At 26.7% G+C, this 14,292-nt stretch carries 14 protein-coding genes; 3 read left to right on the forward strand and 11 right to left on the reverse strand.

Going from position 1 to position 14,292, the window contains the following annotated elements:
- Nucleotides 1-133: 133 nt before the first annotated feature.
- Nucleotides 134-778: a site-2 protease family protein gene (locus B5D11_RS05725; protein WP_078682184.1), complete on the reverse strand. Its 645-nt coding sequence runs from the start codon at nt 776-778 to the stop codon at nt 134-136.
- Between the two features lie 136 nt (nt 779-914).
- Entirely contained in the window at nt 915-2,291 is a 1,377-nt protein-coding gene (locus B5D11_RS05730) for a PhoH family protein (protein ID WP_078682088.1), read from the reverse strand.
- A 436-nt stretch (nt 2,292-2,727) separates the two neighbouring features.
- Between B5D11_RS05730 and B5D11_RS05735 the strand changes: the two genes are divergently transcribed.
- Nucleotides 2,728-3,162 carry a Fur family transcriptional regulator gene (locus B5D11_RS05735; RefSeq protein WP_078682089.1) on the forward strand — a complete coding sequence of 145 codons (435 nt, stop codon included), beginning with the start codon at nt 2,728-2,730 and terminating at the stop codon, nt 3,160-3,162.
- Between the two features lie 43 nt (nt 3,163-3,205).
- Here B5D11_RS05735 and B5D11_RS05740 read toward each other — a convergent pair whose 3' ends face one another.
- Nucleotides 3,206-4,444 (reverse strand): ABC transporter substrate-binding protein, encoded by a 1,239-nt coding sequence (locus B5D11_RS05740; RefSeq protein ID WP_078682090.1) that lies wholly within the window; start codon nt 4,442-4,444, stop codon nt 3,206-3,208.
- A 156-nt stretch (nt 4,445-4,600) separates the two neighbouring features.
- Here B5D11_RS05740 and B5D11_RS05745 point away from each other — a divergent pair, with 156 nt between their 5' ends.
- Both B5D11_RS05745 and B5D11_RS05750 read left to right on the forward strand, forming a co-directional pair.
- Nucleotides 4,601-5,545: an FG-GAP repeat domain-containing protein gene (locus tag B5D11_RS05745; RefSeq protein WP_078682091.1), complete on the forward strand. Its 945-nt coding sequence runs from the start codon at nt 4,601-4,603 to the stop codon at nt 5,543-5,545.
- Between the two features lie 227 nt (nt 5,546-5,772).
- Entirely contained in the window at nt 5,773-6,141 is a 369-nt protein-coding gene (locus B5D11_RS05750) for a bactofilin family protein (protein ID WP_078682092.1), read from the forward strand.
- 54 nt (nt 6,142-6,195) lie between these two features.
- On the opposite strand, the gene B5D11_RS05755 is transcribed toward B5D11_RS05750, so the two are convergent.
- The 8 genes from B5D11_RS05755 to clpX all read right to left on the reverse strand — a co-directional run bounded on the left by B5D11_RS05755 (nt 6,196) and on the right by clpX (nt 14,247).
- Nucleotides 6,196-6,393, reverse strand: coding sequence for a hypothetical protein (locus tag B5D11_RS05755; RefSeq protein ID WP_078682093.1), 198 nt, complete (start codon nt 6,391-6,393; stop codon nt 6,196-6,198).
- A 253-nt stretch (nt 6,394-6,646) separates the two neighbouring features.
- Complete coding sequence (locus tag B5D11_RS05760) at nt 6,647-6,973, reverse strand: hypothetical protein (protein WP_078682094.1); 327 nt, start codon at nt 6,971-6,973, stop codon at nt 6,647-6,649.
- Nucleotides 6,974-7,038: 65 nt separating this feature from the next.
- Nucleotides 7,039-7,308 carry a hypothetical protein gene (locus B5D11_RS05765; RefSeq protein ID WP_180376964.1) on the reverse strand — a complete coding sequence of 90 codons (270 nt, stop codon included), beginning with the start codon at nt 7,306-7,308 and terminating at the stop codon, nt 7,039-7,041.
- 74 nt (nt 7,309-7,382) lie between these two features.
- On the reverse strand, nt 7,383-7,715 hold the full coding sequence (locus B5D11_RS05770) for a hypothetical protein (RefSeq protein WP_078682095.1): 333 nt from the start codon (nt 7,713-7,715) through the stop codon (nt 7,383-7,385).
- Nucleotides 7,716-7,847: 132 nt separating this feature from the next.
- The gene (gene yihA / locus B5D11_RS05775) at nt 7,848-8,438 is read right to left on the reverse strand and encodes a ribosome biogenesis GTP-binding protein YihA/YsxC (RefSeq protein WP_078682096.1); all 591 of its coding nucleotides are present in this window, start codon (nt 8,436-8,438) and stop codon (nt 7,848-7,850) included.
- The gene (lon, locus tag B5D11_RS05780; protein ID WP_078682097.1) at nt 8,428-10,758 is read right to left on the reverse strand and encodes an endopeptidase La; all 2,331 of its coding nucleotides are present in this window, start codon (nt 10,756-10,758) and stop codon (nt 8,428-8,430) included. Before lon ends, yihA begins: the two co-directional genes overlap by 11 nt.
- Nucleotides 10,759-11,062: 304 nt before the next feature.
- Nucleotides 11,063-12,745, reverse strand: a complete 1,683-nt coding sequence (gene lonB / locus B5D11_RS05785; protein WP_078682098.1) for an ATP-dependent protease LonB — start codon at nt 12,743-12,745, stop codon at nt 11,063-11,065.
- 209 nt (nt 12,746-12,954) lie between these two features.
- Nucleotides 12,955-14,247, reverse strand: a complete 1,293-nt coding sequence (clpX, locus tag B5D11_RS05790; protein ID WP_078682099.1) for an ATP-dependent Clp protease ATP-binding subunit ClpX — start codon at nt 14,245-14,247, stop codon at nt 12,955-12,957.
- Nucleotides 14,248-14,292 lie beyond the last annotated feature (45 nt).

A 14,292-nucleotide genomic window follows, 5' to 3' on the forward strand; every position in this document is an offset into this window, starting at 1 on the left:
TTTATGATTATATCACAAAAACTATTTTTTAGAATTGATCACTATATTTTAAAATAAATCAATAATAAGCATACTACTCATTGTGTAAGGGAAATTTATTTACAGCTTATTGTGGTTTAATCATTTTATAAATCTATATTACACCTACAACTGTGTATATAAATTTTTCAATAATTGAAGCTGGAACCCCAACTAATATGCTTGAAATAGGTGTTACAAAAAAAATTATCATAATAATAACCTGATAATTATATACTTTTTCAGCAAAGTTATAAAAAACTTTTGGAAATAAATCTCTCAAAATATGAAATCCATCAAATCCAGGTAATGGAATTAAATTTAAAACTGCAAGCCTGCAGTTAATATAAACTGAAAGCTTTAAAATAGTATATATAATAGCTAATACAGGCATATTTAAACTCATTTTTAATACTAATTTTTCAAATAATACTGCTAATAATGCAGAAATAAAAGCTACTACAACATTAGCTAAAGGTCCTGCTAAAGATACCTTTAAATCATCTTTATAATATTTTTTAAAAGCACTAGGATTAACTTGAACTGGCTTAGCCCATCCAAATTGAAAAATTAAAAGAGCTAAAAACCCAATTGGATCTATATGTGCTATAGGATTTAAAGTAAGTCTTCCTTGAAATCTTGGAGTTTTATCACCTAATTTATCAGCAACTAATGCATGAGCATATTCATGAAAAGTAAGCCCTGCTAAAATTCCAGGTATAATAAGTAAAGTAAAAAGTATTGTATTTGTCAAAAAAATCCCTCCGTCACTATCTATATTAGATATTGCAAAAATATATTTCAATTTATGTTTATTTTATTATATCAATAAGTTATATAATTTGCATCAATTTTCAAAATTAAAAAAGTAAGGCAATAAACCTTACTCTCTTTAATTATAATCTTTTAGCAGATTCATAAGCAAGTGGTGATCTTTCACATTCATCATATTTTAAAGTTACTTGACAGCAAAGCTCACTTCCTTTCATTTTTTCTGCTGCATAGCATAATCCATTAGACCTAGAATCTAAAAAAGCATGATCTATTTGTTCTGGATCTCCTATTAATATAAGTTTAGTACCCTCACCTACTCTTGTTATTATAGCTTTTACTTGTTTTGGAGAAAGGTTTTGTGCTTCATCTATTATTACCCAGTTTTTTACTATAGAACGTCCTCTTAAATAAGCAACAGCTTCAGTATTTATTATTTTTCTATCAAAAAGTTCTCTAACTTTATCGTCTAATTCTTTTTCATTTTTATATCTTTCTTTTTCATCAGAATCTACTAATATTTGAAGATTATCAAAAATAGGTCTCATAAAAGGAGATATCTTTTCTTGTTCGGTTCCTGGTAAAAAACCTATTTCTTCGTCCATTGTTATATTAGGTCTGCATACAAGTATCTTTCTATATTGTCCATTATTTTCTTCCATAATTTTTTGAAGTCCTACAGCAAGAGAAAATAAAGTTTTTGCTGTACCTGCTGGTCCTTTTACTATAACAAGAGGAACTTTATCAGCTTCTAAATATAAAGCTTCAAGCATAAATTTTTGACCAACATTTCTTGGGGCAATTCCCAAAGGTGTCATATCTTTAAATAATAATGGTACAACTTTTTTACCATCAAATCTTCCTAATGCTGTTTTTTTGGGATTTAAAATGTTATGAATTATTAAAAATTCATTTACAAAAAGTTCTGGAGCTGAATACTCATCTAATTCATTAGAGTAATATAATAAATCTTTAACTTCAATACATTTTTTTTGATAAAATTCATCTAATTTTTCAGGAGAAGTATATACATCAATTCTTCCAGTATATTGACTTTCATATTCTGGAACCATTTTTTCATAAAAATCTTCTGATTCTATATCCATAGTATCTGCTTTTATTCTCTCAAAAATATCCTTTGAAACAAGAACAACATCTTCTCCTTGCTTTTTAAGTCCATTACATACTTGAATTATTCTATTATCAGCTTTATGACTATTCCATACTTTTGGTATTTCTGCATCAAGATGATTCATTTCTACTCTAAGTTTTCCTCCACCTGGAAGATCAACACCTTTATTTAATTTTCCTTTTTTTCTAAGATTGTCTAAAATTCTTGCTGCTTGTCTAGCATTTGAACCTAAATCTGTTTTATCTTTTTTAAAAGCATCTAATTCTTCTAATACTACCTCAGGTATTACTACATCATTATCTCCAAATGAAAATATAGCACTAGGCAAATATAAAATAACATTAGTATCCAAAACATATGTCTTCTTCAAGGTATTATCCCCTTTCTTAGCTGAATTTTAAGATATAAAAATTTAATTTAAAACTTTATATTTTTAATTTATAAATATTTAAAGTATATATATTTCTTTATTTAAATTAAGTATTTTTCTAGTTTTAAAGTTTTTAAATATAAATTTATTTTTAAATATATTTACAATATGTTTATTATTATATTATGATTTAGTATGGTAAATATATTATTAATAATTATAAAAATATATTATATAGTTTTAGTCATAAATATTTTAGCAGATTTAATAGTATATTAATTTTTATATAATATTTATTGTTTAATTTTTCCATATATAGTTTTTTGACAAATAATAATTTTTATTATATAATTATTATTAATATATGATAATATTAGCCCTATTATATAATGATGTATTAAAAAAATTTAAATATTTATAATTTAGGATGGTGAATATGAATAATTTAACAGAAATTTTTAAAGAAAAAAAACTCAAGCTTACTCCTCAACGCATCGCAGTATATAAATATCTAAAATCAACAAAAGAACATCCATCTGCAGAAACTATTTATAAAGCTCTTCAGCCTGACTATCCTACAATGAGTCTTGCTACTGTATATAAAGCTTTAAAAACTCTTGTAGAAGTAGGATTAGTTCAAGAACTGAATGTTGGTGAAGGAAATTTTAGATATGATGGAAATACATGTCCACATTCTCATATACAATGCTTAAATTGCGGACGTGTAGATGATATTGAAGGATTTTGTTTATCAGAATTAAACGAAAAAATAAGTGCTTATACAGATTATGCAATTTTAACAAATCAAGTTTATTTTTATGGTTTATGTAAGGACTGCCAGAAAAACACAAATGATGATATTGATAATTAAAATATAAAAGGATATGCTAGTTTTAAGCTAACATATCCTCTTTTTATTTATAAATTTCATTTAATATTTCATTCCACTCATTTTTGCTATAATTTCCCAATAAAATATTATTTATTTTATAACTTATAATTTTATTAAAATTTTTTGGGAGGTTATAAATATATACAATGCTATTTTGATTTGCATTAGAAAGTTTTGTTACAATATTTTCTCCTAATCCTTGAATTTCTGCATTAGCCTTTTTATTACCAGTTATATAACCTTTTTTAACAAGTTCTTCTTGAGTTTTTTCATCTAATACAAATTTAATAAATTCACTTGCTTCTTCAGAATTTTTACCATTAATGGGCAAAGATAAAATTGTATCTACTAAAACTGGTATATTAGCTTTTATATTATTAGTAATTATTATATCATTTATTGTTTCAATATTGCTATCTTTTAATTTATCATAGTAATAAGAAGTACTTATAATAAATGGTATACTACCATTTATTAAAGAAGTAAATGTACTTTCATTACCAATTTCAAAAGAATTTTTATTTATTATGCCCTCTCTTACAGCAGTATTTATATCATCAAATATATATTGCATTTCTTTAATATTTTTATATGAATTTTTATTATCATAAGCCCCATCTAAATCTGATATTTTTACTCTATTACTTGCAATCATTGAAGATAAAACTATATTTATATCTAAGTCTTCAGGAACAATAACAGGAATTCTTATATTATTTTCTTTAAATTTTTTTAAAATTCCTAATATATCTTCTACATTTGCCATCTTAGATATTCCTAATTTGTTAATAGCATCTTTATTATAAAAAGCTGTAATTACATAAGGAATTATACTTATTCCATAATATTTATCTTCAAATCTTCCATAAGAGGACATTATATTATAATATTTTTCATTAATTTTGTTTTTATCATAATACTGAGACATATCACTTAAAAGACCTTTTTTAGAAAGTTCGATCATAGTGTTTCTAGATGTTAATATTAAATCAGCTTTATCTCCTTTACTTATTTCTTCTACTATATTGCTCTCAGTCTCTAGCACATCATTTATCTTTAATTTTACTTTTGTATTTTTTTTCATATATTCTTCAGTTAAAAATTTTATTATACTCAAAGAGTTTTTATCTTTAATATCTACATACACTTTTAATTCTTTTTCTTCTTTATCTTGATCTTGTGAATTTTTCTTTTTGCAAGAACATAAACTTATACATAAAAAAATAGATAAAATTATAGAAAATTCCCTTTTTATTTTCAATTTTATCACCTCCCTATTTATATAAAAAACAAATTTGATAATTTTTTGTATTAATTATTAATATAAATATACAAATATATAAAATCTTTTAATTTTATTGTATGTAAATTAATTAAATATAAACTTAAATCATATAATTAAATGGAGGTGATTTATATGAAATTTAGGATAATATTTCTAAAGAAAAAACATATTTATTATGCAGTACTTTCGTTAATTATTATTATACTTTTAGTTGTTTTACTTTTAACTAAAAAAAGCGTTTCTACTTTTAACACTTTAGTTGATAACAACAAAATTATTCAAGCTGACTTAACAGGTGACGGCAAAAAAGATATTCTTTATATAAAAGTAGAAAATGGTAAATACTATATGGAAGTAAACGATGGAAAAAATAATTATTATTTAGAAACATCTAAAAATCTTCCTACAGCAGGATTGTATGATGCTAATAATCCTATGAAAATTACACTTATGGATATAACAAGAGATAAAGTACCAGAAATATTTACACAATCTTCAGAAAATGGTAAAGGAGTCCAACATGTATTTATTTATAGTGATGGAATTTTTAAAGATATGTTCTGTGATTCCAATAAAATAATAGGATTTGTTGATGTTAGTAATAACAAAACTCCTAAATTTTTAACAGGAAAAATAACTAACAAAAATATAGAACTTTCAAATTACATATTTTTACCTGATCAAAAAAAATTAGAAAATTTCCCATATAATTATAAAGATAATTATATGGGAAAAGATAATGTATATTCGTTTATAAAACTCATTGAGGGACTTCCTCAAAGTGCCTCTAATAAATTAGAAAATATTTTTTATCCAGGATTAACTGAAGAAAATATATCTGTAATTGAAAGGCTAGCTCAAGATAACAATACTTATGTTTTTCAAAATTGTGTTTTTAAAGATATAAAATCTGATAATAATGGAGAAATAAGTGAAATACTTTGGACAATTAATTTCAAAGGAACATCAATTTCAGATAAAAATAAAATAAAAAATTATACTTTAAATCTGCTGCTCAAACCTTCAAATAAAACTGAGGATAATAAAGCTTTTAAAATATATTCTATAAGCTTTTAAGTATTAAAAATATTAATAATTAAAACAAAAGGGACCGCTACTAACGGTCCCAAGGGGGATGGGGGGTTCTAGCATTAAATGAAAGAATTAAACTTTCATTATATGCTTTGGAGACTAATCTCCAATCACATTATTAATATTGACTAATAATTGAACTTTTATACATATATATAAAAATTTTTTATATTTAATATAAAAGTAAAGAAATAAAAAGGAGCAACACTATAATGTTTAATGAAAAAGAAAAAAATAATAGAATAGAAACCCTTATTGGTGATAAATGTACAGTTATTGGTTCTATTCAAGGTGAAGGCTTAATGAAAATAGATGGAACTATTGAAGGAGATATAAATTTACAAGATGATATTATAATAGATATAAATGCTTTATGTAAAAGCAACATAAATTGCAAAAATGCTACTATAAATGGCAAAGTTGAAGGAAATATAATATGTGAAAATACTCTTACTATAGAAAGCTATGGAAAAGTAACTGGAAATATAACTGTTAAAAATTTGGTAATAAAAGAAGGTGGTATATTAGATGGAAAATGTACCATGGTCATGTCAAAAGAACCAAGTGAAATTTTATCATAACAAAAATAATTAGGAGGTCTAATTTTAAGACCTCCTGTTTATTTTTTAATTATTCTATCTTTTGCATGGATTGCAGCAGGATAGGTAGAATAAAGCTATTATAAATAATATGCCATTATCTACTGAATTTGAAATACCGCCCATTTCTCCAACTTTATCCATTGGTTTTCCACCTTTATTAAATTGAAGAAGTATAAGAATTAATATAACTAAAGTTGGGAAATTACAGCAGCATTTATCCTTTTTATTCATATGAAACCCCCCTTTCTTGGGCACTGGTTTAATGTAATCTATCTTTTATCATTTGCTTTTTTAAGGGCATAAGTTTTTGAAACAGCTTATCTATCTGTGTATTAGGGATATATGGATTTCTGCTGTTTCTATAGGCTTTGAAATCATTTGTTTATACTATATACTATTCTTATAAATATAAATTTGTGATATAGAATTGTATATTTTTTTATAAATTTTATAAGTGCATATAATATATAATATTAATTTATGCTTATCTTTTCATAAGTCTAGTTATATTATAAATTTGCAAAATTGAATCTATTAATTTAGACTTATCACTATCTACTAACGGTTTCATTGCATTTAAAATTTCAATCCTTTTATCCATTTCTTTAAAAGATACATTATTTTCAGTTTGCTCTCCACTCATAAAATTTTGCACCATAGAAGATAATTGGCTTAAATCTACATTGTTAAGTAATCCTGTTAGCTGATTAGGATCCATATTACTAAATAAATTCCCTATTTGATTTATATCAAAATTATTATTTCTATCCTCATCATGATATCTTTTTTGTTTTTTACTGTGCTTAGACATACATTCACCTCCATATATTTTTGCATTATGTTAAGAGGGCTGATAAAAAACAGCCCTCAAATTTTTTATTTTCTGCAAGGAGTACAGCAAGAAAGGAAATACAGTGCAATTATAAACAATATACTGTTATCTATTAAATTTCCTCCACCAAAGAACGTAGGTACTACAGATGATTGAGTATCACATGGATCATCTGACACTACAGATCTAAAACCACCATAGCTGCCTTTTTTATTGAATTGAAGAATTATCAATATCAATATTATTAATGTTGAAAAATCACAGCAGCAAGAATTAGCTAAAGATGTATTTTCTTTTTTATTTTTTTTACTCATAAAATATATCCTCCTTTTCATTAAGAGCTTTCCTTAAAGCCCAAGCTTTTTTATTTTCTATCTTTTGTTAAAATTTAGCAATCATCATCTGTATCTAAATTGATAATATTAGTGTTTTCACTACTGTCATTACATAAAATCAATATTGCGAATATGATTAATATAAACCATCCATTTTCACTAAAGAAGTTGTCTGTATGTCCATGATGATGATGGTGGTGATGGTGGTGTTTTCTATCACAATCGCATCCATAGCTGCCAAAGCCACAACCGTCTCCATTGCATAAGCAGAATATTATTATAATAATTATCACCCAAATTACTAGGTTATCATTTTTTCTTCTCCTTACTGCTCCGGGAGCTCCAATTTGTCTTGCAGCTGCAATTTCTTTCGATACACTGTCCATCCAATCACTCCTCCCTCTCAGAAAATTTTTCTATCATTTGTTTTCTACTATATACTATTCTAATAAATATCTTTTGACACAAAAAAAAACTGAGTTTAAATAATTTTAAACTCAGTTTTTTTAATCAATTTTTTAATTTTCCTCAAATTCACCAAATAAAATATCTAAAATTTCTTCTCTGCCTTCTTTTGTTAAAGAAGAATAAAATAATATTTTTTCTTCACTTTTTAAACCCAATGTTTCTTTTATAATTTTTTCATTTTTTGCAATTTCACTTTTTTTGAGTTTATCTTTTTTAGTTGCTATTATAACTGTATTATAATTATAATGTTTAATCCAATTATACATAAGAATATCATCATCACTTGGTTTATGGCGACTGTCAACTAATAAAACTACCTTTTTTAAAACTGGTCTATTTAAAAGATAATTTTCAATTATCTTTCCCCAGCTTTCTTTTTCAGCTTTTGAAACTTTAGCATATCCATAACCTGGCAAATCTACAAGATAAAATTTATTATTAATAAGAAAAAAATTTACTAGTCTTGTCTTACCTGGAGTGGAACTTACCTTTGCAAGACTTCTTCTATTAGTAAGGCTATTTATAATTGAAGATTTACCTACATTTGAACGTCCTACAAAAGCTATTTCAGGCCTATTATCAGTAGGATATTGATTAGGCTTTGCTGCAGAAGTTATAAATTCAGATTGTTTAATTAACATTTTTCCCTCCACTAACTAATGCATTTGAAAGTACATCATCTATTTTTTCAGCTAATATAAACTTTAATTTATTTTTAATAGTTTTAGGTATTTTATCCATATCTTTTTCATTATCCTTTGGTATTATAACAGTATCTATACCCGCTCTATAAGCTGCAAGACATTTTTCTTTTAATCCACCAATAGGTAAAACTCGTCCTGTAAGAGTAATTTCTCCTGTCATAGCTACATTATGTCTAACACTTTTTAAACTTAGTGCAGAAACCATAGCAGTAACCATTGTAACACCAGCAGATGGACCATCCTTTGGTACAGCCCCTTCTGGAGCATGTATATGTATATCTTTTTCTTTATAAAAGTTAGGATTTATACCATATTTTTCAGCATTAGCACGTATATAACTATACCCTGCTCTAGCAGATTCTTTCATTACATCTCCAAGCTGACCAGTTAATTCAAGCTTTCCATTTCCTGGCATAACACTAACCTCAACTGGCAAGGTATCTCCACCATATCCCGTCCATGCCATTCCCATAACTACGCCAATTTTATCAATTTTATCTGCTTTATCATAAGTATATATAGGTGGTCCAAGATACTTTCTTACATAGTTAGAATTAATATTAATTTTCTTTTTATCTTTTTCTACCATCTCAGCTATACTTTTTCTTATTACAGTAGCAATTTTTCTTTCTAAATTTCTTACTCCCGATTCCCTTGTGTAATTTTCAATAATATTGTATATAGCATTATCTGTAAAATTAATAATGTTTTCTTCTATATTATGTTCTTTAAATTGTTTTGGAATTAAGTGTTCTTTAGCAATATGAAATTTTTCTTCATATGTATATCCAGAAACTTCTATTATTTCCATTCTATCTAAAAGTGGTCTTGGTATAGTATCTAAACTGTTAGCAGTAGTAATAAAGAGCACTTTAGATAAATCAAAATCCAATTCTAAATAATGATCTCTAAAAGTACTATTTTGTTCTGCATCAAGAACTTCTAAAAGTGCATCAGCGGGATCTCCTCTAAAATCATTGCTCATTTTATCTATTTCATCTAATAAAAATAATGGATTTTTTGATTTTGCCTGTTTCATGCCATATATTATTCTTCCTGGAATAGCTCCTACATAAGTCTTCCTATGGCCTCTTATTTCTGCTTCATCCCTTACGCCACCTAAAGACATTCTTACAAAATTTCTATTAAGTGCATTAGCTATAGATCTTGCAATAGAAGTTTTACCAACACCTGGAGGGCCTACAAGACATAATATTGGACCTTTTAAAGATTTACTCATTTTCCTAACTGCTAAATACTCTATTATTCTATCCTTAACATCTTCTAACCCATAATGTTCTCTGTCAAATATTTCTCTAGCTTTTTTAATATCTAAATTATCTTCAGTTTCATTATTCCAAGGTAAATCTAGTATCCAATCCAAATAAGTTCTTATAACTCCTCCCTCTGGAGAAAAAAAGCCGCTGTTTTTTAATCTATCAAGCTCATAAATAGCTTTTTCTTTAACAGACTTTGGAAGTTTTGCTTTGTTTATTCTATTTTTATACTTGGATATTTCTTTTTTATCTTCGTCTTCTTCACCAAGCTCCTCTTGAATTGCTTTAAGCTGCTCTCTTAAATAATAATCCTTTTGAACCTTATCAAGTTTACTTTTTACTTTATTGCCAATCTTTCTTTCAATATTCAATATTTCAATTTCGTTATTTATAACTACTAAAAGTTTTTCAAGTCTTTCTATTATATTATAAGCTTCTAATAATTCTTGCTTTTTTTCACTTCTTAACATTAAATATGAACTTATTACGTCTGCAAGTCTTCCCGGACCTTCAATATCTTCTAATGATATTAATATTTCTTGTGGAACATTTCCAGATAATCTTATATATTCATCAAATGACTTTTTAACTGATCTAGTTAAAGCTTCACATTCATTATCTGAGATATCTTCTTCCTTTAATATTTCAATTTCTGCCTTTAAAAATTTCTCTTCCTCTATTAAAGAAATTATTTTGGCTCTATTTAATCCTTCTACAAGAATACGTACTGTATCATTAGGAAGTTTTAGTATTTGCTTTATAATACAGATAGTACCTATATCATATAAATCCTCTTTAACTGGTTCTTCAATTTTAGCATCTTTTTGTGAAACTAAAAAAATCTCTTGATTGTTAAGCATTGCTTCTTCTAAAGCATTAATAGATTTTTCCCTGCCGACATCAAAATGCATTACCATATATGGGAATATTGTAATGCCTCTTAAGGGAATTAGAGGAATAATTTTTATGTCTTTTTCCATTTTTATCCCCTCACTTAAATTTATTTGAATTCAATTATTTTTGTAATTAAAATAATCATAATTTATTTAGACTTTATATATTATACTCATAAAACAATCCTTTTTCAATCATTATAGAAATTTTTAAATGTATATTCAAAATCATAAATTAGTATAATGTTAAGTTAGGGGAGTATTAATACTCCCCTAACTTAAAGTCCTTATATCCTCTATCTTAAACCTATGAGGTTTTGTGAATTTGATTATATAAGATATATTTTTATTTTTTTAAAATTTCTAATGTTATATTATACATAATTAAATTTTATGAATAAAGAGATTTTGCTGTAAGTATGCTATTATTTGAATCTATGATTATACTTTCATTCTTTTCATTTTCTTCTTTTATAAGCGATATCTCTAAAACTTCTTTTATATGGCTTACTGGTATAATTTTAGCTTCTTTTATGTTAGAGAAACTATCCTGCCAGTTTTCTTTAGGAATAATAATCTTTTTTGCTCCAGCTTTAATTGCTGCAGCAATTTTAGCATTTACTCCTCCAATAGGTTTTACATTCCCATAAAGAGATATTTCACCTGTCATAGCAACTTCATTATTTACAGGTATGTTATTTATGGCACTATATATAGCAGTTGTAATACTTATTCCTGCAGATGGACCATCTACTGGTGAACCCCCTGGAAAGTTTACATGTATATCATATTTATCACAATTTAATTCATAAACTCTTTCAAGAACAGTCATTACATTTTCTACAGAACATCGAGCCATACTTTTTCGTATAACTTTTCTATTAAAACTTGTTATTTCTTCTTCTTCTACTATTCCTGTTATTTTCAATTCTCCTTTTCTAAATCTGCTCTTTTTAGCACTTGCTTCAATTTCCATAACAGCTCCCATATTGGCTCCATATACTGCAAGTCCGTTTACAAATCCGACCTGTGGTTTATTGTTAATTTTATTTTCTGGTCTAGGAGAATATTGACCATTCTCTATAACCCATTCAACATCTTCTGCTGTTATTATATTTCTATTATCATTTATAGCAATACCACATGCAAGCTGTACTAAATTAATTGCATCTCTTCCATTAGATGCATACTTACCAACTAATATACGCCCCTTTTCTTCTAACTTTAGTCCTAGCTTATCAACAGAATTTTGTGCAATTTCCTCTATTTCCTCACAAAGCAAAGGTCTAAAAAATATCTCTACACATCTTGATCTAATAGCAGGAGTTATTTCCTCTGGACTTCTTGTAGTTGCACCTATTAATCTAAAATCAGCTGGAAGTCCATTTTCAAATATATCTCTTATATAAGTAGGCATATTACTATCTTCAGAATTATAGTATGCACTATCTAAAAAAACTTTTCTATCTTCTAAAACTTTTAAAAGTTTATTCATTTCAATTGGATGTAACTCTCCTATTTCATCTATAAATAAAATACCTCCATGAGCTTTAGTAACTGCTCCTGGTTTAGGTTGTGGAATTCCTGCAACTCCTAATGGTCCAGCTCCTTGATATATAGGATCATGTACAGAACCTATCAAAGGATCTGCGATACCTCTATCATCAAATCTTATGGTAGTAGCATCTATTTCCACAAATTTTGCATTTGTTTTAAAAGGTGAATTTGCCCTTTTTTTAGCATCTTCTAGTACTAGTCTGGCAGCTGCCGTTTTACCTACTCCCGGAGGACCGTATATTATGACATGCTGCGGATTAGGACCACAAAGTGCTGCTTGAAGAGCTTTTATACCTTTTTCCTGCCCTATAATCTCTTCAAAAGTACTTGGCCTGCTTTTTTCTGTAAGTGGTTCTGTAAGACTTATATTCCTCATTTTCTTAAGATTATCCATTTCTTTTTTATTTTCTTTATCAATAGTTACCTTATTTGTTTTATGATCTTTTAAAGCATTATAAAAATACAATCCCATAATAATAGTAACTAAAAGCTCAATAAAAATTAAAAAATTCGTCATAATATTTCCCAATTTTATATTTTGTCATAAAAATATAAAATTAGTAAACCTCCCTTCCATAGTAAAATTATAGTAAATTTATCCTTTTTTTATTATGTACAATTACTTCTTAATTTATTCCACTATTTTCTATATTTTTTATATTGAATAATTATATTAAAAATGGTAAATAAAAAAGAGCAGATTACTGCTCTTTTTTATTTACCATTTTAAGCTGTTTCTATTCCTTTTCTTCCTCTTCCTTTTCTTGATGGCTTAATAGGTAATCTTTTTTCACCTTCTGCCATTATAAGTTCAGGTTTTTTAGTTTTTATAGTTTCTTCATTTATTATTACCTTTGCAATAGCTTCATTAGAAGGTACTTCAAACATTACATCACGCATAATATCTTCTATTATTGCTCTTAATCCTCTTGCACCTGTATTACGCTTAATTGCTTCATCAGCAATAGCATTTAAAGCCTCTTTTGAAAATTCAATTTCTACATTATCCATTTCAAAAAGCTTTTTATATTGCTTTACAAGAGCATTCTTAGGCTCAGTTAATATTTTTATTAAAGCTTCTCTATTTAAAGCTTCTAATGTAACAACTATAGGAAGTCTTCCAACAAACTCTGGTATAAGTCCAAATTTTAGTAAATCTCCTGGCATTATATCCTTTAAAAGTTTGCTAATATCTTTTTCTTTCTTTGATTGAATTTCAGCACCAAAGCCCAAAGCACTAGCTCTAGTTCTTCTCTCTATGATTTTTTCAATTCCATCAAAAGCTCCACCACAAATAAATAATATATTTGATGTATTTATTTGTATGAATTCTTGATGAGGATGTTTTCTTCCTCCTTGTGGTGGTACTGAAGCTATAGTACCTTCTAGTATCTTTAAAAGAGCCTGTTGTACTCCTTCACCAGATACATCTCTTGTTATAGAGGGATTTTCAGATTTTTTTGCTATTTTATCAATTTCATCGATGTATATTATACCTTTTTCAGCTCTTTCAATATCATAATCTGCATTTTGAATTAATTTTAAAAGTATATTTTCAACATCTTCTCCTACATATCCAGCTTCTGTTAACGTAGTAGCATCTGCAATAGCAAAAGGTACATTTAAAAATTTTGCTAAAGTTTGTGCAAGAAGTGTCTTACCTGAACCTGTTGGTCCTAAAAGCAGAATATTACTTTTTTGTAATTCTATATCATCATTATCTATATTAGAATTTATTCTTTTATAGTGATTATATACAGCTACAGACAATGCTTTTTTAGCTTCATCTTGGCCTACAACATAATTATCAAGATATGCTTTTATCTCAACAGGCTTTGGAAGTGAATCAGTTTCTATTTGAATATTATCATCAAATTCATCACTTATTATTTCTGAGCAAAGTTCAATACATTCATCACATATATATACTCCCGGCCCAGCAATAAGCCTTCTTACAGCATCTTGATTTTTGCCACAAAAGGAACATTTTAGCTGTCTTTTATCATCATTCTTTGCCATTATCTCACCTCACTTTGCATAATTTGCAAATGCCAATTATGCAAG

It is taken from the genome of Clostridium sp. USBA 49 (assembly GCF_900167505.1).
GTDB classification, from domain to species: Bacteria; Bacillota; Clostridia; order Clostridiales; family Clostridiaceae; genus Clostridium_AT; species Clostridium_AT prolinivorans.

Coding starts and splice junctions, on each gene's coding strand:
- lon (WP_078682097.1), bottom strand. CDS start 10,758: ATGGAAAAAGACATAAAAATTATTCCTCTAATTCCCTTAAGAGGCATT.
- B5D11_RS05760 (WP_078682094.1), bottom strand. CDS start 6,973: ATGTCTAAGCACAGTAAAAAACAAAAAAGATATCATGATGAGGATAGA.
- B5D11_RS05750 (WP_078682092.1), top strand. CDS start 5,773: ATGTTTAATGAAAAAGAAAAAAATAATAGAATAGAAACCCTTATTGGT.
- clpX (WP_078682099.1), bottom strand. CDS start 14,247: ATGGCAAAGAATGATGATAAAAGACAGCTAAAATGTTCCTTTTGTGGC.
- B5D11_RS05745 (WP_078682091.1), top strand. CDS start 4,601: ATGAAATTTAGGATAATATTTCTAAAGAAAAAACATATTTATTATGCA.
- B5D11_RS05755 (WP_078682093.1), bottom strand. CDS start 6,393: ATGAATAAAAAGGATAAATGCTGCTGTAATTTCCCAACTTTAGTTATA.
- B5D11_RS05735 (WP_078682089.1), top strand. CDS start 2,728: ATGAATAATTTAACAGAAATTTTTAAAGAAAAAAAACTCAAGCTTACT.
- yihA (WP_078682096.1), bottom strand. CDS start 8,438: ATGTTAATTAAACAATCTGAATTTATAACTTCTGCAGCAAAGCCTAAT.
- B5D11_RS05765 (WP_180376964.1), bottom strand. CDS start 7,308: ATGAGTAAAAAAAATAAAAAAGAAAATACATCTTTAGCTAATTCTTGC.
- B5D11_RS05770 (WP_078682095.1), bottom strand. CDS start 7,715: ATGGACAGTGTATCGAAAGAAATTGCAGCTGCAAGACAAATTGGAGCT.
- lonB (WP_078682098.1), bottom strand. CDS start 12,745: ATGACGAATTTTTTAATTTTTATTGAGCTTTTAGTTACTATTATTATG.